Source organism: Massilia aerilata, from assembly GCF_042656905.1.
Taxonomy (GTDB): domain Bacteria; phylum Pseudomonadota; class Gammaproteobacteria; order Burkholderiales; family Burkholderiaceae_D; genus Telluria; species Telluria aerilata.
The window spans coordinates 346,176-364,273 of sequence record NZ_JBHSMZ010000001.1 but is presented as its reverse complement, the minus strand read 5'-3'; the positions used below and the strand labels follow the sequence as shown (position 1 = coordinate 364,273).

Below are 18,098 nucleotides of genomic sequence, written 5' to 3'. Positions count from 1 at the left end.
CGATGGCCGGGGGTAATATTCAATATATTGAATTTCTGTTCGAGATAGAGAACTCGGTTCACTACATCGAACGGATCAACGGTACAACATCCGATAACCACCGGTCAAGCCGGAAGATACAAGGACGAGGAAGACATGAGCGACCAGGCATTCTATAGCGCCCTCCAGACCAAACTCGACACGCTGCAAACCGAGGGCCTGTTCAAGCCCGAGCGCGTGCTCGCCTCGCGCCAGGGCGCGGAAGTGGTCGCGGCCGATGGCCGCACGCTGATCAATATGTGCGCCAACAACTACCTCGGCCTGTCCGGCGACCTTGACACCCAGAAAGCGGCCGAAGCCGCGCTGCAGAAGTACGGCTACGGCCTGTCCTCGGTGCGCTTCATCTGCGGCACCCAGACCGTGCACAAGGAACTGGAGCAGAAGCTGTCCGACTTCCTCGGCACCGAAGACACCATCCTGTACGCGGCCGCCTTCGACGCCAACGGCGGCGTGTTCGAGCCGCTGTTCGACGAGAACGACGCGATCATCTCGGACGCCCTGAACCATGCCTCGATCATCGACGGCGTGCGCCTGTGCAAGGCCGCGCGCTACCGCTACGCCAACAACGACATGGCGGACCTGGAAAAGCAGCTGGTCGCCGCGACCGAGGCCGGCAAGCGCCACAAGATCATCGTCACCGACGGCGCCTTCTCGATGGACGGCACCATCGCCAGGCTGGACGAGATCGTCGCGCTGGCCGAAAAGTACGGCGCCCTGACCATGATCGACGAATCGCACGCCTCCGGCTTCATGGGCAAGACCGGCCGCGGCACCCACGAGCACTTCAACGTGATGGGCAAGATCGACATCATCACCGGCACCCTGGGCAAGGCCCTGGGCGGCGCGATGGGCGGCTTCACCTCGGGCCGCAAGGAAGTCATCGAGACCCTGCGCCAGAAGTCGCGGCCCTACCTGTTCTCGAACACGCTGGCGCCGATGATCGCCGGCGCCTCGATCGCGGTGCTGGACCGCATCAGCAACAGTACCGAACTGCGCGACCGCCTGCACGAGAACACCGCCTACTTCCGCAAGGAGATCGAGCGCATCGGCTTCACCATCAAGCCGGGCACCCACCCGGTGGTGCCGGTGATGCTGTTCGACGCCCCGGTGGCGCAGAAATTCGCGGCCCGCATGTTCGAACTGGGCGTGCTGCTGTCGGGCTTCTTCTACCCGGTGGTGCCGATGGGCCAGGCGCGCGTGCGCGTCCAGCTGTCGGCGGCGCATACCCGCGAGCAGCTCGACACCGTGCTGAAAGCCTTCGAACAAGCCGGCCGCGAGCTGGGTATCATCAAGAACTAAGTCAGATAAAAGAACAGGCAGGTAAAGAATGGAACGCATCCTCATCATCGGCGCCAACGGCCAGATCGGCAGCGAACTCGTGACCGCGCTCGCGCAGCAGCACGGCGCGCAGAACGTCATCGCGTCGGACATCGGCGAAACCAACGTCTACGGCGCCGAGCGCTACACCCGCCTCGACGTGATGGACCGCGGCGCCGTGGCCCGCTTGATCGCGGATGAAGGCGTGACCCAGGTCTACCAGCTGGCCGCGCTGCTGTCGGCCACCGGCGAAAAGGCCCCGCTGAAGGCCTGGAGCCTGAACATGGACGGCCTGCTGAACATCCTGGAAATCGCCAGGGAGCGTGTCGAAGCCGGCAAGCCGCTCAAGGTGTTCTGGCCGTCGTCGATCGCCGCCTTCGGCCCGAACACCCCGGCCGAGAACACGCCACAGTACACGGTGATGGACCCGACCTCGATCTACGGCATCAGCAAGCTGGCCGGCGAGCGCCTGTGCGAGTACTACCACGCCAAGTACGGCGTCGACGTGCGCAGCATCCGCTACCCGGGCATCATCAGCTTCAAGTCGCCCCCGGGCGGCGGCACCACCGATTACGCGATCGCGATCTTCCACTCGGCCCTGAAGGGCGAGACCTACGAGTGCTTCCTCGGCCCGGACACCACGCTGCCGATGATCTACATGCCGGACGCGATCCGCGCCACCATCGAGCTGATGGATGCGCCGGCGGAAAAGGTCGTGATCCGTTCTTCCTACAACGTGGCGGGCGTGTCCTTCAATCCGCGCGAACTGGCTGTCGCCATCCAGCGCAAGCTGCCGGACTTCCAGATTGCCTACAAGCCGGATAGCCGCCAGGCGATTGCGGATTCGTGGCCGAAGAGCCTGGACGATGCACGGGCAAGGTCCGACTGGGGCTGGATGGCCAGGATTGGCGTCGAGGAGATGGTTGACTCGATGCTGGAAAACGTGGATGTTGGCCAGACCGCTTAATCGACCGCCGACGTCAATTTGGGCCCGCACCCCATGAACGTCATTCCCGCGTGCGCGGGAACGACGTTTACAAGCCGCTGGTTCACCCCCATATACCTATAAGAAGATTTTTTCAGGAGACAGCTCATGGACATGAGCGTATTTGACTTATTCAAGATCGGCATAGGCCCATCCAGCTCCCACACGGTCGGCCCGATGGTCGCCGCCCGCCGTTTCCTGCTCGAGTGCGGGGACCTGTCGCAGGCGGTCGGCGTCGAAGTCCATCTCTACGGCTCGCTGGCCCTGACCGGCGTCGGCCACGCTACCGACAAGGCGGTGATCCTGGGCCTGATGGGGGAGACCCCGCAGGGCGTGGATCCCGACAGCGTCGAGGACAAGCTCGCCGAGGCCGAGCTGGACGGCGTGCTGAAGCTGCTGGGCGAGAAGGAAGTGCCTTTCCAGTACCGTACCGGCCTGGTGTGGCACAAGCAGTCCTCGCTGCCGGAGCACCCGAACGGCATGAAGTTCGTGCTCCAGCTGGCCGATGGCAGCGTCATCGAGCGCATCTACTATTCGGTGGGCGGCGGCTTCATCACCGCGGCCGGTGAGAGCCAGAGCCGCGCGCTAGACGCCGATGGCGGCGCCTCCACGGTGCCGTTCCCGTTCGATACCATGAGCGACCTGCTGGCCCAGGGCCGCGAGCACGGCCTGACGATCCCGCACATGCTGCGCGCGAACGAGCTGTCGCGCATGAGCGAGGCCGAGCTGGACGCGGGCCTGGACCGCATCTGGCAGGTGATGCGCGACTGTATCGCCCACGGCCTGGTCACCGAAGGCCAGCTGCCGGGCGGCCTGAACGTCAAGCGCCGCGCGGCCAAGCTGTGGAAGCAGGCGCACTGCGACGCCGGCAACCGCCGCAACGAACTGCCGCATGACGCGACCCACCACGTGACCCTGTACGCGATGGCCGTCAATGAAGAGAACGCGGCCGGCGGCCGTGTCGTGACGGCGCCGACCAATGGCGCGGCCGGCATCATCCCGGCGGTGCTGCGCTACTACGCCGAGGACTGCCGTCCCAGCGATGCGGCGAAGGGCATCCGCGACTTCCTGCTGAGCTCCGCGGCAATCGGCATGCTGTGCAAGAAGAACGCCTCGATCTCGGGCGCCGAAGTCGGCTGCCAGGGCGAAGTCGGCGTGGCCTGTGCGATGGCGGCGGCCGGCCTGGTGGCGGCGCTGGGCGGTTCCAACGAGCGGATCGAGAACGCGGCGGAAATCGGCATCGAGCACCATCTCGGCATGACCTGCGACCCGATCGGCGGCCTGGTCCAGATCCCCTGCATCGAACGCAACGGCATGGGTGCGATCAAGGCGATCACCGCGGCCTCGCTGGCGATGAAAGGCGACGGCACCCACTTCGTCAGCCTCGACAACGTGATCGAGACGATGCGCCAGACCGGCTACGACATGCAGGCGAAGTACAAGGAGACGTCGCTGGGTGGTTTGGCGATTCACGTGGTGACCGTCAACCACGCCGCCTGCTGATGTTGGATCGTGGGCTCGGGGAGCCCACCCTACCTGGTCCGAGCCGTAGGGTGGGCACCCTGTGCCCACGCATCCGCGGCTGAACAAGATTCGGTAACAAGACAAGTTTGCTGCGCGCGCACTATAATTGATTAGTCAACGCCTTCCAACTTCGATCCCGCTTACCGTATGCACTATGTCTCCACCCGCGCGACCAGCGCGTCCGCAGCACGCAATCCCCAAGGTTTCTCCGACATCCTGCTGGGCGGCCTCGCGCCGGACGGCGGACTGTACCTGCCGGCAGCGTATCCGCAGGTAACGGGCGCCGAGCTCGATGCCTGGCGTTCGCTGTCGTATGCCGACCTGGCCTATGAAATCCTGCGCAAGTTCGCCACCGACATCCCCGACGCCGAGCTGAAGGCGCTGACCGCCAGGACCTACACGCCCGAGGTCTACCGCAACGCCCGCGCCGGCGAATCGAGCGCCGACATCACGCCGCTGCGGGTGCTGGAAGAGGGCGCGGCCGGCAAGCTGATCCTGCAAGGCCTGTCGAACGGCCCGACCCTGGCCTTCAAGGACATGGCGATGCAACTGCTGGGGAACCTGTTCGAGTACATACTTGCGAAGAACGGCGATGCGCTGAACATCTTCGGCGCGACCTCCGGCGACACCGGCAGCGCCGCCGAGTATGCGATGCGCGGCAAGCGCGGCATCCGCGTCTTCATGCTGTCCCCGCATGCCAAGATGAGCGCCTTCCAGACCGCGCAGATGTTCAGCCTGCAGGATCCGAACATCTTCAACATCGCGGTGGAAGGCGTGTTCGACGATTGCCAGGACATGGTCAAGGCGGTCTCGAACGACCTCGAATTCAAGGCCCGCCACAAGATCGGCACCGTCAACTCGATCAACTGGGCGCGCGTGGTGGCGCAGGTTGTCTACTACTTCCGCGGCTACCTGAAGGCGACCAGCTCCAACGGGCAGAAGGTCTCGTTCACGGTCCCTTCCGGGAACTTCGGCAATATCTGCGCCGGCCACATCGCCCGCATGATGGGCCTGCCGATCGCAAAGCTGGTGGTCGCGACCAACGAGAACAATGTGCTGGACGAGTTCTTCCGCACCGGCGTCTACCGCGTGCGCAAACCGGCCGAGACCTTCCACACCAGCAGCCCGTCGATGGACATCTCGAAAGCCTCGAACTTCGAGCGCTTCGTCTACGACCTGGTGGGCCGCGACGCGGAGCGCACGCACGCCCTGTTCCGCAAGGTCGAGACCCACGGCGGCTTCGACCTGTCGGGCGCGCCGGGCAGCGATGGCGACGAATTCAAACGCGTCGGCGAATACGGTTTCGTCTCGGGCTGCTCCACCCATGAAGACCGCCTGAACACGATCCGCGAAGTCGCCGACGACTACGGCATCACCATCGACACCCACACCGCCGACGGCATCAAGGTCGCGCGCGCGCACCTCGAGCCGGGCATCCCGATGATCGTGCTGGAGACCGCGCTGGCCGCCAAGTTCAACGAGACCATCCTCGAAGCACTCGGCACGGACGCCGAGCGCCCGGCCGGCTTCGAGAACATCGAGACGCTGCCGCAGCGCTTCGTCGTGATGAAGGCGGACGTGGCGCAGGTGAAGGCCTACATCGCCGAACACACGGGGCTGGACCGATGAGCGCAGCCGCACAAGCGCCGCGCAAGCCCTTGATGCCCGTGCGCGAAGCCCTCGATTTCCTGCTGGCCGCGGCCCGTCCGGTGGCCGAGGTCGAACTGGTGGACACGCTCGAAGCCAACGGCCGCGTACTGGCCGAAGACCAGGCCTCGAAGCTGGACGTCCCCAGCGCCGACAACACCCAGATGGATGGCTATGCCGTGCGCGCCGCCGATTGCGCGAGCGGCGCCGCGGCGCTGAAGGTCGCCCAGCGCATTCCCGCCGGCCAGGTCGGCAGCTTCCTGGAACCGGGCAGCGCGGCGCGCATCTTCACCGGCGCCCTGATCCCGGACGGCGCGGATGCCGTCGTGATGCAGGAGCAGTGCGAGCTGGATGGCGACACCGTCACCGTGAAGCACGCGCCGCAATCGGGCGAATGGATACGCCGGCGCGGGGAAGACGTGCAGGCGGGCGCGGTGATCCTGCCGGCCGGCACCCGCCTGCGCAGCCAGGAGCTGGGCCTCGCAGCCTCGGTCGGCCTGGCGCAACTGCCGGTGCGCCGGCGCCTGCGCGTGGCCGTGTTCTTCACCGGCGACGAGCTGGCGATGCCGGGCGAGCCGCTGAAGCCGGGCGCGATCTACAACTCGAACCGCTTCACCCTGCGCGGCCTGCTCGAAAACTTCGGCTGCGAATTCACCGACTACGGCATCGTGCCGGACTCGCTGCAGGCGACCCGCGACACCTTGCGCGAAGCGGCGCGCGATCATGATCTGATCATCACCTCGGGCGGCGTCTCGGTGGGCGAGGAAGACCACATCAAGCCGGCCGTGGAAGCCGAAGGACGGCTGAACATGTGGCAGATCGCGGTCAAGCCGGGCAAGCCGCTGGCCTTCGGCGAGGTAGGCAGCGCGTTTTTTCTTGGCCTGCCCGGCAATCCGGTATCGAGCTTCGTGACCTTCCTGCTGTTCGTGCGGCCCTTCCTGCTGCGCCTGCAGGGCGTCAGCGGCGACCTCGGCCCGCGCGCGCTGCAGATGCGCGCCGATTTCGACTGGGCCAGGCCGGACCGCCGCAACGAATTCCTGCGCGCCCGCATCAACGAGCAGGGCGGCCTGGAGCTGTTCCCGAACCAGGGCTCGGGCGTGCTGACCTCGACGATGTGGGCCGACGGCCTGATCGACTGCCCGCCGGGCCAGGCGATCGCGCGCGGCGACCTGGTGCGCTTCATCCCCTTCGCTTCACTTCAATACTGACATGGACATCAATCTGCGATTTTTTGCCGGCGTGCGCGAGGCGGTCGGTACGGCCGGGGAGGCGGTGACGCTGCCCGAGGGCGTGGCGACGGTCGGCGCGGTGCGCGATTTCCTGATCGCGCGTGGCGGCGCATGGGCCGAGGCGCTGGGCCGCGACCGTGCGTTGCGCATGGCGTTCAACCATGTGATGTGCGAGCCGGAGACGGCCGTGCGTGAGGGTGGGGAAGTGGCGTTTTTCCCGCCGGTGACCGGCGGTTGATTCGACCTTCCCGGCATTGCCGGAAACGTCATTCCCGCGCAGGCGGGAATCCAAGTCGGGCGCTTAGCCACTAGCTTGAACGTAGTCGGCTGCTCACTGAAACTTGGATTCCCGCCTTCGCGGGAATGACGATGATTAGGTAGGCCGCGGCAATGACGGCGTTAATCAGGCCAGCGTTTTTTCAGCCAGCGCCAGCAACTTCGCACAATTTTCGTTACGCGACCCGTAATCCTTCCAGGCCGTCGCGCGCGCCAGTTCCTGCCACTTGCGCAGGGTCTCGCCGTTCAGGTCGACAGTCTTCCCGCCCTTGCCCTGGAACAGTGCCGCAACCGCGGTATCGTCGGTCTGCGCCGACTTGCGCGCGAAGGCTTCGAGCTCGGCGCCCACCGACATCAGGATGCCTTGCTGTTCCTTTGTCAGGCGGTCGAAGGCGGCCTTCGAGATCAGCAGCGGCTCCAGCATGAACCAGTAGGCGCCGCCGCGCGCGGTGGTCACATACTTCGAGACTTCGTCCAGGCGGAACGAGATCAGCGAAGACGACGAGGTCATGGCCGCATCGAGCTGGCCCTTTTCCATCGCGGCGCGGATTTCGTTCGAGGGCATGCTGACCACGTTCGCGCCGGCTTCCTTGAGCATCAGGTCCATCTCGTGCGAACCGCCGCGCACCTTCAGGCCTGCCGCATCTTCGGGATTGACGATCGGCTTGCCGCGCGAGGCGACGCCGCCGGCCTGCCAGATCCAGCTCAGGATGATGATGCCCTTGTCGGCCAGCATGCGGCTGAATTCCTTGCCGATCTCGGCGTCTTTCCAGGCGTAGCCCTGCTCGTAGGAAGTCACCAGGCCCGGCATCAGGCCGATGTTCACTTCAGGCAGCTCGGCGCCGGCATAGGTCAGCGGCACCAGCGCCATGTCGAGCTGGCCCCTGGAGACGGCGGGAATCTGCTCTTCGCTCTTCATGAGCGAGGACTGCGGGTAGATCGAAAACTTCAGCCTGCCCTTGCTACGGCGTTCGACCCCGGCCGCGAACATGCGGCACAGACGGTCGCGGAAATCGCCTTCGGCGACGCTGCCGCCGGGGAACTGATGGGAAATCTTGAGATTCGTGGGCTGGGCCCATGCAGCTTGAAGCCAGAGCGGGCTGGTCGCGATTGCGCCCAGCAATGTCCTACGGGTCATTGCCGACATTTACATCCTCCAAGAATGTGATACGGACTACCAGTCGATCTTCATAGATCTTGTTGTACGCATAAGAATATGCTCAGCAGAAAACAAGTCAAGATAATTGTTGTGCTTCTGCTCATCAATAAATGCTGCACTGCATAGTGAAAAAGCACGATGCGGCGTGAGTATTACCCATGTGTTTCGCGGATTCCTTGCGCTGGCGCTGGGGAGCGAGGGAAAAGCGGCGCGCCAAAAGAAAACGCCGCGGCATGCTGCGCCGCGGCGTAAGTTGTCGCGGGATTTACCCGCCCGGCGCCGGATGATCAGCGCATCGGCAGCGGGTAGGTCGCCGGGCTGACGTTGCCGTCCTTGTCCACCGCCTGCACGCCGTACACCAGGTTGTCCTTGGACATGTCGATGCGCGCGCTGGTGGCGTTGCCGACGAAGCGCGAACCCTGCCACAGCGGTGAGGTCGTCTCGCGCCAGACCACGCGGTAGCCGGCCAGGTCCGGCTCGGCATTCGCCTTCCAGACCAGGTCGGTGCCGTTGTCGAGGGCCGCGGTCTTGACCTTCACTTCCTGCGGTGCGGCCGGGGCCAGTGCCAGCGAGGCCAGCGAGGCGGCGTTCACGCGCGCCACCTGGGCCACGTAGTCCGGGTCGACGAATTCGGGGTAGTCGCCGATCTTCACGCCGTTCTCGACGCGCAGGTCCTGGTGCTGGTGCCTGAAGTCCTCGGCCGGTTCGGTAAAGCGCACGGCGGCGTAGCCGGCGTCGAGGAAGGGACTGTGGTCGCCGCCGCGCAGGTAGCGGTCGCGCCGGTAGATGATGTCGACCTTGAAGCCGGGGACGTAGCGCTCGCCGGTTTCCTTGACGTGGCGCGCCAGCTGGCGCGTGATCGAATCGTTCTCGCCGCCGGTTACCAGCAGGGTGCGCAGCTCGGGCGAAGGCGCTTCACGCAGCGGCGGCACGCCTTCGGCGAACAGGCGCACGCGGCCGTTGTCCAGCTTGCCCTTTTCGTCGTGCGAGCTGCCGATGATGTCGTTGTTCAGCATGCCGGCGATGTTCATCCGGTTCGCCTTGGCCTTCTTCGCGAAGTCGCCGGAGCCGTAGAGGCCCTGTTCCTCGGCCGCCACCGTCATGAATACCAGGCTGGCGTCGAACTGGTGGCGCGCCATCACGCAGGCCATCTCGATCACGGCCGCGGTGCCGGAAGCGTCGTCGTTGGCGCCCGGCGCGTCGGCGGTGGTGTTCATCACATCGGTCACGCGCGAGTCGTAGTGGCCGCTGACCACGTAGTAACGGTCCTTCGATGCCGCCTGTGTGCCCGGCAGGGTGGCGACCACGTTGACGATCTCGGTCGGCTTGTCGATCCGGTTGTCGACCGGGTGCAGGTGGCCGTCGAAGCGCACCTCCAGGCGGCCGGCGCCGCAGCGCTCCATCTCCGCCTTGATCCAGCGCCGCGCGGCGCCGATGCCGTGGGTCTCGGACGCGGTGTCCGACATCGTGTGGCGGGTGCCGAAGCCGACCAGTTTATGCACATAGGCCTGGATGCGCTGCGGCGAGATCTCCTTGACGATGGCGTCGATCTCGGCCTGGCGTGCGGGCAGGGGGCGGTCAGCCGTTTCGGCTGCATGGACGGATGCGGCGCCTGCCAGCAGCAGGGCCAGGGAGAGCTTGGTGAGATGGGGCATTGAGACTCCTTACGAAAGAAACAAGAGCATAAATCACTTCCAGGCGTAGGTCGCGCTCACATACACGTAGCGGCCGCGCGGATCGCCGTAGCTCACGTCGTAGCCGCCCAGGAAGTTCGAGGTCAGGTTGGTGTAGGGCGGGTCGCGGTCCGTCAGGTTCTTCACGCCCAGCGCGAGGCGGGTCGCCTTGATGCCGTTGTAGCCGAGCTGCAGGTCGAAGGTCTGGTAGGCGTCGACCTTGCGCACCGGGGTGCCGGCCGGGGCGCGGTTGGCCGCGACGTCGGTATAGGCCTTCTGGTAGTTCTGCGACAGCGTGGCTTCGAAGGCGCCCGCCTGCCAGGTGGCGCTGGCATTGTGCTTCCAGCGCAGCACCACGCCGCCGGATGCGTTCAGGGCCTGGTCGAGCGAGGACGTGTAAGTGCCGTCCGGACCCTGCACGTCGTACTTGCCGAGGTAAGTGCCGGACACGCGGAAACTGAGGCGGTTGGCGCCGTCCAGGCGCAGCGCGTAGCGGCCGTCGAGGTCGACGCCGGCCACCTTGGTGCGGAACAGGTTGGCGTTGGTCTGGACGATGCCGGTGATCGGTCCCGCGCCGCTGGCGTTGCCGTCCGGGGCGCCGCGCACGATGAAGGCGGCGTACTGCCTGGCGCGGTCGGCGTTGGCCAGGAAGTAAGTCGACGAAAGACCGCCGACCACGATCGCGTCTTTCAATTGCAGGCTGAAGGCGTCGAGGCTGAGCGAGAGGTCGCGGGTCGGCTCGAACATCACGCCGAAGGTATAGGACACCGATTTCTCGGGCTTCAGGTCCGGATTGCCGCCGGTGATGGTGGTGAACTGGAAGTTGCAGTCGGCCGGCGCGCCGGTGGCGATGGTCGGGCAGCGGATCGGATCGCGGGTGCCGTTCGCGGTCACGCTGGTGGCTTGCGGCGTGTACAGGTCGGTCAGCGAAGGCGCGCGGAAGCCGGTGCCGGCGGCGGTGCGCACCAGCCAGGAGGCGCTCGGCTGCCAGCGCAGCGATGCCTTCGGATTCACGGTCGAGCCCACGCCCTGGTAACGGTCGTAGCGCACGGCGACGTCGCCGTCCAGCGTCTTGACGATCGGGATGCTGGCTTCCGCATAGGCGGATGTCACGTTGCGCTGGCCGACCACCGGGAAGGCATTGCCGCCCAGGCCGGCGATGTCGCCGGTCTGAATCGCCACAGACGGGTTGTACTCGAACTTCTCGCGGCGCAGCTCGGCGCCCACCGCCACCGCCAGCATGCCGGCCGGGAGCGCGAACAGTTCGTGCGACGCCTTGGCATCGATCGAGGTGGTCGAGGTCTTGGTGTCGTAGCTGGTGCCGCGGAATTCGGCCGCGCGCACCGCCTCCAGCGCCGCTTTGTCGGTGGTGTCGCCGAAGGGGTTGATCACGCCGCTGTTCAGGATGGGCAGCACCTTCGAGTACTGCGCATAACCGCCCAGCAGGTTTTCCGTCACCTTGCTCTGGCTGAACAGGAAGGCGGAATCCAGGTCCCAGCCCGCCACGCTGCCGCGCGCGCCCGCCAGGAAGCGCGCGTTCTGCGAAATGTCCTGGGTACTGCGCACGCCGTTGGCGACGTCGCGGTAGTTCAGCAGCAGCGGCAGGCCGGTCAGGCCGTTGGCGGCGGCGAAGTCCTTCGGATAGTAGGGGCTGGACGGGATCAGCACGAAGCCGCCGATGCCGACGTTGTACTTGGCCGTGCCCGGGTACAGGGCCATCAGCGCCTTGTAGGCCGGGACGTAGGGATTGGTGGCGGTGGTGATGGCGTTGTAAGCCATCGGCACCGACTGGGTCTGCGAGGTGATCTCGTTGCGCGTGTAGCCGCCCTCGAAGTACAGCTCGGCGTCGCCGTCGAGTTTCTTGCGGCCGTTGAGCATCAGGTTGGCGCGCCGCATGTCCGGCTGCAGCGAGACCGAGGGGCTGTTGTCGAAGCTGCAGCGGGTGGCAGCGAACGGCGACACGGTCGACACCGGGCCGCAGTTCGGCAGCACCGGGTTCTTCAGCACGCCGGTGCCGTACAGCGAGACGTTGGCGGGGAAGGCGATCGAGGACAGGTAATCGTTGTTCTCCGCCACGTTCAGGCGGCTGGCGAAGGCGCGCTCGTAGCCGTAGATCGCGTCGGTGGTCTGCAGGTTCAGGCCGGCCGTGATGTTGTAGCCATCCACCGCGTAGTCGCCGATGCCGCCGAACAGGGTCGCCTTGGTGTCCTTGCCGGAGGCGCCCTTGGTCGGCTGGCCGTAGGTGCCCGAGACTTCGAGGCCCTTGTAGTCGCGGCGCAGGATGAAGTTGACGACGCCGGCGATGGCGTCGCTGCCATACACCGCCGAGGCGCCGTCCTTCAGCACCTCGACCCGCTCGATCGCGGACAGCGGGATGCTGTTCACGTCCACCGAGGAGCCGGCCGAACCGGCCGAGCCGCCGCCGTACACCGACACCCGGCGCCCGTTCACCAGCACCAGCGTGCGTCCGCCGCCCAGGCCGCGCAGCGAGACGGTGGCGATATTGGCGCCGCCGTAGCCGGAGGCGTTGGCCACCGTGGTCGAGCTGCCGGCGCTGCTGAGCGAGCTCAGTTGCTTGACCAGTTCCTCGGTCGAGGTGGCGCCGATGCGCTCGATGTCGGCGCGCTTCAGCACCTGCACCGGCAGCGCGGTCTCGCCTTCGATGCGCTTGATCGAGGAGCCGGTGATGACCACGCGGTTCTTGACGGCGTCGGTGTCCTGCTCCTGGGCGTGGACGGGCGCCCAGAACGCAGGCGCGAGGGCGGCGCCGACCAGGAGGACGGAGGGTTTGAGACGCAGGGTGGAACGGATCATGAGGGACTGCTCCTGTGCGATAGGGTTCTTGGTTCTGTTGGTTTTATGTGAAGGGCACAAAAAGTATAGGGCTTACAAATCGGCAAGATTTGCTATAGTTGACCCATGCCGCTGCCGTTCGGCGCAATGAGCGTTTCGCCCGGATCCCCAAATTTCAATGAACATGCCCCAACTCGACCGCGTCGACCGCCGTATCCTCGAAGAGCTGCAGGGGAATGCGCGCCTGTCGAGCGCCGACCTGGCGGAGCGCGTGTCGCTCTCGACCTCGCCGTGCTGGCGGCGCGTCAAGCGGCTCGAGGAAGAAGGGATCATCCGCGCCTACCAGGCCAGGGTCGACCCGGCCAGGCTGGGCTACCAGGTGACGGCCTTCGTCCACATCTCGCTGGACAAGAAGGACACGCGCCACCTGCAGGCCTTCGAGCGCGCGGCCCAGGCGATTCCGCAGGTGCTGTCCTGCCACCGGATCTCGGGGCGCTACGATTACCAGCTGATGGCGGTGGCGGAGGATCTGCAGGCCTACGGCGTGTTTGCCGAGACCCGCATCAATGGACTGCCGAGCGTGAAGGAGGTGTACACGTCCTTCGTGATGCGGGAAGTAAAGGCGCCTGGCACGGTGCCCATGCCAGGCTGAAGGCGCTTATAGCGCGGCGAGGTACTTGCGGATCGCTTCGTTGACCTGCTGCGGCGCATCGATCATCGCGAAGTGGCGCGCCGGGGCGACCGTCACCACCTCGAGTTTCGGCGTGCCGGCCATCAGGGCGCGGTAGTAATCCAGCTTGTTTTCGCGGGTGATGGTCTGGCCCTGTACGGTGTTGTCGAGGTCGAACCAGGGCGCGATCACCAGCACCGGCGCCTGGATGTTCTTCAGGCCGGGGCGCAGGTCGAGCAGGAGGTCGTCCGCCATGTACTGGGCGGTCGAGGCCGGGTCGCTGCGGCCGGTGAGTTTGGCCAGGTCGTCGGCCTTGGCCATGTCGACCACGCCGACTGCCCGCATATAGCCCTGCTGCTGCGCCGCGAAGGCTTGCGCGCCGCTGGAAGCCATGCGCGCCTTCATGCCGTCCGCCATGGCCTTGCGCTGGGCCGCTTCCATGTTCTCGGTGCCGGGAAAAACCGGCAGGCCGTCGATCGCGACCACGCCGCCGATCGCGCCCGGCGCTTCCTCGGCCAGCGCCACCGCCATGGTCGCGCCCAGGCTGTGGCCGACGATCACGGGCTTGTCGAGCCGGCGCTGGACGATCAGCTTGTTCACCGCCGCCTGCGCCGTGGCGAAAGGCGTGGGTCCGGCCGCCGGGCGGCCGTCGAAGCCCGGCAATGTCAGCACATACACCGCATGGTCGCCGCTGAAGGCGCGCACCGTCTCGTTCCACACCCAGCCGCCGCTGGCCAGGCCCGGGATCAGGATCAGCGGACGTCCTTTATGACCATGACGCTCGACCAGTACGCCGTCGATCTCGAAGCGCTCGGTCGGGGCGATGGAGGCGGCAAAGCGATTCGCTTGCGGCGCGGCCGCGGCTTCGGCGGCGCGGCCCGAACTGGACGCCATCAGCGCAACCAGAACGGCGACTACGACGGGAAAGTAGTTGAACGGTTTCTTGCAGTTGAAGGCTTTCATGCTGGCTCCTGTTCTGGAAAGAAGATTGCTTCGATCGGTTGTGCGAAGAGTTTCGAAATCGTGAAGGCGAGCGGCAGGCTGGGGTCGTAGCGTCCGGTCTCGATGGCGATCACGGTCTGGCGCGAGACGTTCAGCAGGTCGGCCAGGTGGGCCTGGCTCCAGCCCTGTGCGCCGCGCAGGTCGCGGATCAGGTTTTTCATCGGTCTGCCACCTTGCGCGCCAGGTTCACGGCCGCCACGCTCAGGCCCATCACGATCCACACGTAGAACATGGAGAGCTTGGGGAAGCCTGCGGTCTCCATGAAGCCGTAGGTGAAGGTCACGGCGCCGGTGATGGCGGTAGCGATGGCGAGGTTCTCCAGCATGCGCATGCGCTGGTATTCGTCGATCCGGGCGGCGTGGCGCACGACGGTGCGGATCATCATGCCGAAGCCGATCATCGGGCTGATCAGCACCAGCGTGCGCACGACGCCGTCCTCCATCGGCCGGCCGTAGCGGATCGCGGCAAGCAGTAATACCGTATAGACCAGGAGCGCGGTCATCAACTCGATGAAGTAGGCCTTGGCGACGCGTTTCTCATGCATTTGGACACCTCCTCTTATGTAAAGTCTGCTTAACATGTAAAGCATGCTTGACATCCTAGGCCGGCTTGTTTGGTATGTCAAGCTACCTTTACATATATTTTTGAACACCCACATCGACTACAATGCCGCCCCATGAGCACCCTCCCTGAATCGCGACTTTCCGATCGCCGCGCCATCGTCGTCGGCGGCGGCCCCGCCGGCCTGATGGCGGCCGAAGTGCTGTCCGCCGGCGGCGCGCAGGTCGACCTGTACGACGCCATGCCCTCCGTCGGCCGCAAGTTTCTCCTGGCAGGCAAGGGCGGCATGAACATCACGCATTCCGAAGAACTGGACGCCTTCGCCGGCCGCTACGGCAAGCGCCGCGCCGAGGTCGAAGCCTGGCTGGCCCGCTTCACGCCACAGCAGGTGCGCGAGTGGATCCACGGTCTCGGCGTCGATACCTTCGTCGGCAGCTCGGGCCGCGTATTCCCGACCGACATGAAGGCGGCGCCGCTGCTGCGCGCCTGGCTGCACCGGCTGCGGGAAAGCGGCGTGCGCTTCCACATGCGGCACCGCTGGCTGGGCTGGCGCGACGGCGCACTCCTGTTTTCGACGCCGGAAGGAGAACGCAGGGAATCCGCGGAGGCGGTGGTGCTGGCGCTGGGCGGCGCGAGCTGGGCGCGGCTCGGCTCCGATGGCGCCTGGGTGCCGCTGCTGGCCGAACGCGGCGTGGAGGTGGCGCCGCTGCTGCCGATGAACTGCGGCTTCGACGCCGCCTGGAGCGAACATTTCAGCAGCCGCCACGCCGGCTCGCCGCTCACGACGGCCGGTCTGGCCGTCGAAGACCTCGACGGCAGGCGCATCTGGCGCAAAGGGCAGTTCGTGGTCACGGCCACCGGCATCGAGGGCAGCCTGGTGTATGCGCTGTCCGCCCAGATCCGCGACCGCATCCTGCATGACGGCGAAGCCACGGTCTGGATCGATCTGCTGCCGGACCACGATGCGCAGCGCGTGCTCGACGAGGTCCAGCGCCCGCGCGGCGCGCGTTCGATGTCCAGCCACCTGCAAAGCCGGCTCGGGATCAAGGGCGTGAAATCGGGCCTGCTGCACGAAGCCCTGGGCAAGGAAGACTACGCGGACCCGGTCAAGCTCGCGCATGCCGTCAAGGCGCTGCCGGTGCGTTTATTGCGCCCGCGCCCGATCGACGAGGCGATCAGCAGCGGCGGCGGGGTGAAGTTCGCGTCCGTGGCGGATGGCGCGGGCATGCTGCGCGTGCTGCCCGGCGTGTTCGTGGCGGGCGAGATGGTGGACTGGGAGGCGCCGACCGGCGGCTACCTGCTCACTGCCTGCTTCGGCAGCGGGCGCGCCGCCGGGCAGGGCGCGCTCGAGTGGCTGAGCAAGGCCCGCTGATCAATCCTGGAAGCTGACGCTGCCCGAGCCGTTACGGCTGACGGCGCGCTTGTCCGGGTTGCCGTAGACCGTGACATTGCCGCTGCCGGCCATGTCGACCTGCACGCGCTTGCTGGCATACACGGCGCTGCTGCCCGAGCCCTGGTGGCTCAGTTCGACCTGCTCGGCGCGCAGGTGGCGGGCGTCCAGTTCGCCCGAGCCGGCGATCTCGGCATGCAGTTCGCGCGCACCGCCCACCAGGGTCATATGGCCCGCGCCCTGGACCTCGGCGTTCACGCGGTCGGCGTTGCCGCCGGTGAGTTCGACCTCGCCGGTGCCGTGCAGGGCGGCCTCGATCTCGCGGTAGCGGCCGTGGAAGCGCAGGCCGGCGGATCCATCGACGTTGATCTCGATGCTGTCGCCCGAGAAGCCGCTGGCGCTGTGCTGGCCGCTGCCGCCCAGGTGCAGGCGTTCCAGCGAGGGCAGGACCAGCGTGACTTCGATCGGCTGGCGGTGGCGCAGCAGGATGCCGCGCGGGCCGATGTGCAGGGTATTGCCCTCGACCGTGGAGTCGACGTTGGCCAGCAGGCGCTGTTCGCCGCGTACCTCGAGCGAGGCCGAGCTGCCCTGGCGCAGGGTCAGGTTGATCGGTCCGCTCAGCTCGACCTCGCTGACGCTGGCGCCGAGCGTGCGCTTTTCGGTGGCGAGCAGGCGGTTGCCCGGGCTGGCGGCGCCGCTGGCGCCCTGGGCCCGCAGCATGCTCCAGGAGGCGCCGATCAGCAGCAGCGCCAGCACCAGCAGGCCGAATCCAACTTTGAACAGTCCGCGCATCGCTTCCTCAGTGTCCCTTGAGCAGGGAAAAATTCATCTGGATGTAGCGCTTGATGCCGAGCGCCGTGTAGCGCGTCGCCACCAGCGACAGCAGGAACAGCGCGATCCCGCCCAGCACCATGCCGAAGCCGACCAGGGTCTGGGTGGTGCGCGAATCGGCGTCCATGTCGGTCGTGACGTGCAATGAATTGCCGGCCACGACTTCGGCGCCGCGGCGCAGGCGCGAAGCGGGACGCCCTTCGTCGATATTGTCCTGGCCGTCGCCTTCCTCGTGGACGTGGATGCCGGCATCGTCGATCTGCACGCGGATCTGGCGGCGGGCGGAGGGATCGTCGGCGTCGATCTGCACGTAGCGGGTCGGCAGGTCGAGCAGCAGATCGCTGTTGCCGGCCAGGCCGCTGGCGGTGATCGCGATGCCGCTCAGGTAGAAGGCCAGCGCCGCCGCGTAGAGCGCGAACAGCAGGGCCGAAAACACCATCGCCGGCACGATCATGAAAAGGTTGAAGATGGCCAGGCCGGCGCCGGACACCAGCACGCGCAGCACGCGCGCCGGGTTCCGTTTTTCCGCGACCTTGAATTGCGGTGCCGCCGTCTGCGGGCCGGCGGTGGCGGCAGCGGCGGCGGCCGTTTGTGCGCCGAAGCTGCCGCCCAGCTGGGCGCTGTAGCTGTTGGCGCGCAGGGTCATCGCGATCTTTTTCGGGTCGTCGAGCTCCTGCGCCACGTCCTGCTCGCTGCGGCCGGCGTTCAGGCCGTCGACGAAGCGCTGCTCATAGTAGCCCAGGGTCCGCGCCTGCACGTCGGGCGACAGGCCCAGCATGGCGCGCTTGAGCTGATCGAGGTATTCCAGCTTTCCCATCGGCTGCCCCAACTCAGTTCCGCGCGAACATCAGCATGGCGTTGGCGGCCGGATCGCCGGAGGCGCCGAGGCCGGGATGCATCGCTACTACCGTCGCGGCGGCCACGAAGGCGAGCAGGAGCAGGGTACGCAGGGCCAGGAGGCTGTTCATTTGCAAATCCGATAACACTTGTTTCGATGATGCT

The 18,098-nt window shown here is 66.3% G+C and carries 17 protein-coding genes; 8 read left to right on the top strand and 9 right to left on the bottom strand.

The window, feature by feature from the left end; all coding sequences use genetic code 11:
- Positions 1–135 precede the first annotated feature (135 nt).
- The 6 genes from kbl (at position 136) to moaD (ending at position 6,979) form a co-directional block, all read left to right on the top strand.
- Positions 136–1,338, top strand: coding sequence for a glycine C-acetyltransferase (gene kbl / locus ACFPO9_RS01620; RefSeq protein WP_379766060.1), 1,203 nt, complete (start codon positions 136–138; stop codon positions 1,336–1,338).
- A 28-nt stretch (positions 1,339–1,366) separates the two neighbouring features.
- Entirely contained in the window at positions 1,367–2,323 is a 957-nt protein-coding gene (locus tag ACFPO9_RS01615) for an NAD-dependent epimerase/dehydratase family protein (RefSeq protein WP_379766057.1), read from the top strand.
- Positions 2,324–2,449: 126 nt separating this feature from the next.
- Positions 2,450–3,844, top strand: a complete 1,395-nt coding sequence (locus ACFPO9_RS01610) for an L-serine ammonia-lyase (RefSeq protein ID WP_379766054.1) — start codon at positions 2,450–2,452, stop codon at positions 3,842–3,844.
- Positions 3,845–4,012: 168 nt separating this feature from the next.
- Positions 4,013–5,494 (top strand): threonine synthase, encoded by a 1,482-nt coding sequence (gene thrC / locus ACFPO9_RS01605; protein ID WP_379766051.1) that lies wholly within the window; start codon positions 4,013–4,015, stop codon positions 5,492–5,494.
- A complete protein-coding gene (locus ACFPO9_RS01600; RefSeq protein ID WP_379766048.1) occupies positions 5,491–6,720 on the top strand; it encodes a molybdopterin molybdotransferase MoeA in 1,230 nt (409 codons plus the stop codon). The genes thrC and ACFPO9_RS01600 overlap by 4 nt, the downstream gene beginning before the upstream one ends.
- A gap of 1 nt (position 6,721) precedes the next feature.
- Positions 6,722–6,979: a molybdopterin converting factor subunit 1 gene (gene moaD / locus ACFPO9_RS01595; protein ID WP_379766045.1), complete on the top strand. Its 258-nt coding sequence runs from the start codon at positions 6,722–6,724 to the stop codon at positions 6,977–6,979.
- Between the two features lie 165 nt (positions 6,980–7,144).
- Here the strand turns inward: moaD and dctP are convergent, their stop codons facing one another.
- The 3 genes from dctP to ACFPO9_RS01580 all read right to left on the bottom strand — a co-directional run bounded on the left by dctP (position 7,145) and on the right by ACFPO9_RS01580 (position 12,663).
- Entirely contained in the window at positions 7,145–8,164 is a 1,020-nt protein-coding gene (gene dctP, locus ACFPO9_RS01590; RefSeq protein ID WP_379766043.1) for a TRAP transporter substrate-binding protein DctP, read from the bottom strand.
- A 299-nt stretch (positions 8,165–8,463) separates the two neighbouring features.
- Positions 8,464–9,831: a M28 family peptidase gene (locus ACFPO9_RS01585; RefSeq protein ID WP_379766040.1), complete on the bottom strand. Its 1,368-nt coding sequence runs from the start codon at positions 9,829–9,831 to the stop codon at positions 8,464–8,466.
- A 33-nt stretch (positions 9,832–9,864) separates the two neighbouring features.
- Positions 9,865–12,663, bottom strand: coding sequence for a TonB-dependent receptor (locus tag ACFPO9_RS01580; protein ID WP_379766037.1), 2,799 nt, complete (start codon positions 12,661–12,663; stop codon positions 9,865–9,867).
- 157 nt (positions 12,664–12,820) lie between these two features.
- Between ACFPO9_RS01580 and ACFPO9_RS01575 the strand changes: the two genes are divergently transcribed.
- Entirely contained in the window at positions 12,821–13,294 is a 474-nt protein-coding gene (locus ACFPO9_RS01575) for an Lrp/AsnC family transcriptional regulator (protein ID WP_379766034.1), read from the top strand.
- Positions 13,295–13,300: 6 nt separating this feature from the next.
- Here the strand turns inward: ACFPO9_RS01575 and ACFPO9_RS01570 are convergent, their stop codons facing one another.
- The 3 genes from ACFPO9_RS01570 to ACFPO9_RS01560 are packed head-to-tail and all read right to left on the bottom strand — an operon-like array spanning position 13,301 to position 14,858.
- Positions 13,301–14,275 (bottom strand): alpha/beta fold hydrolase, encoded by a 975-nt coding sequence (locus tag ACFPO9_RS01570; RefSeq protein ID WP_379766031.1) that lies wholly within the window; start codon positions 14,273–14,275, stop codon positions 13,301–13,303.
- Positions 14,272–14,475 carry a helix-turn-helix transcriptional regulator gene (locus ACFPO9_RS01565; protein ID WP_379766027.1) on the bottom strand — a complete coding sequence of 68 codons (204 nt, stop codon included), beginning with the start codon at positions 14,473–14,475 and terminating at the stop codon, positions 14,272–14,274. The genes ACFPO9_RS01570 and ACFPO9_RS01565 overlap by 4 nt, the downstream gene beginning before the upstream one ends.
- Positions 14,472–14,858 carry a hypothetical protein gene (locus ACFPO9_RS01560; protein ID WP_379766024.1) on the bottom strand — a complete coding sequence of 129 codons (387 nt, stop codon included), beginning with the start codon at positions 14,856–14,858 and terminating at the stop codon, positions 14,472–14,474. Before ACFPO9_RS01560 ends, ACFPO9_RS01565 begins: the two co-directional genes overlap by 4 nt.
- Positions 14,859–14,990: 132 nt before the next feature.
- Here ACFPO9_RS01560 and ACFPO9_RS01555 point away from each other — a divergent pair, with 132 nt between their 5' ends.
- Positions 14,991–16,247: a TIGR03862 family flavoprotein gene (locus ACFPO9_RS01555; protein WP_379766021.1), complete on the top strand. Its 1,257-nt coding sequence runs from the start codon at positions 14,991–14,993 to the stop codon at positions 16,245–16,247.
- Here ACFPO9_RS01555 and ACFPO9_RS01550 read toward each other — a convergent pair whose 3' ends face one another.
- The 3 genes from ACFPO9_RS01550 to ACFPO9_RS01540 are packed head-to-tail and all read right to left on the bottom strand — an operon-like array spanning position 16,248 to position 18,064.
- Complete coding sequence (locus ACFPO9_RS01550; RefSeq protein ID WP_379766018.1) at positions 16,248–17,057, bottom strand: head GIN domain-containing protein; 810 nt, start codon at positions 17,055–17,057, stop codon at positions 16,248–16,250. It lies immediately after the preceding gene.
- A 7-nt stretch (positions 17,058–17,064) separates the two neighbouring features.
- Positions 17,065–17,913 (bottom strand): DUF1700 domain-containing protein, encoded by an 849-nt coding sequence (locus ACFPO9_RS01545; protein WP_379766015.1) that lies wholly within the window; start codon positions 17,911–17,913, stop codon positions 17,065–17,067.
- 13 nt (positions 17,914–17,926) lie between these two features.
- A complete protein-coding gene (locus ACFPO9_RS01540) occupies positions 17,927–18,064 on the bottom strand; it encodes a hypothetical protein (RefSeq protein ID WP_379766012.1) in 138 nt (45 codons plus the stop codon).
- Between the last annotated feature and the right edge of the window lie 34 nt (positions 18,065–18,098).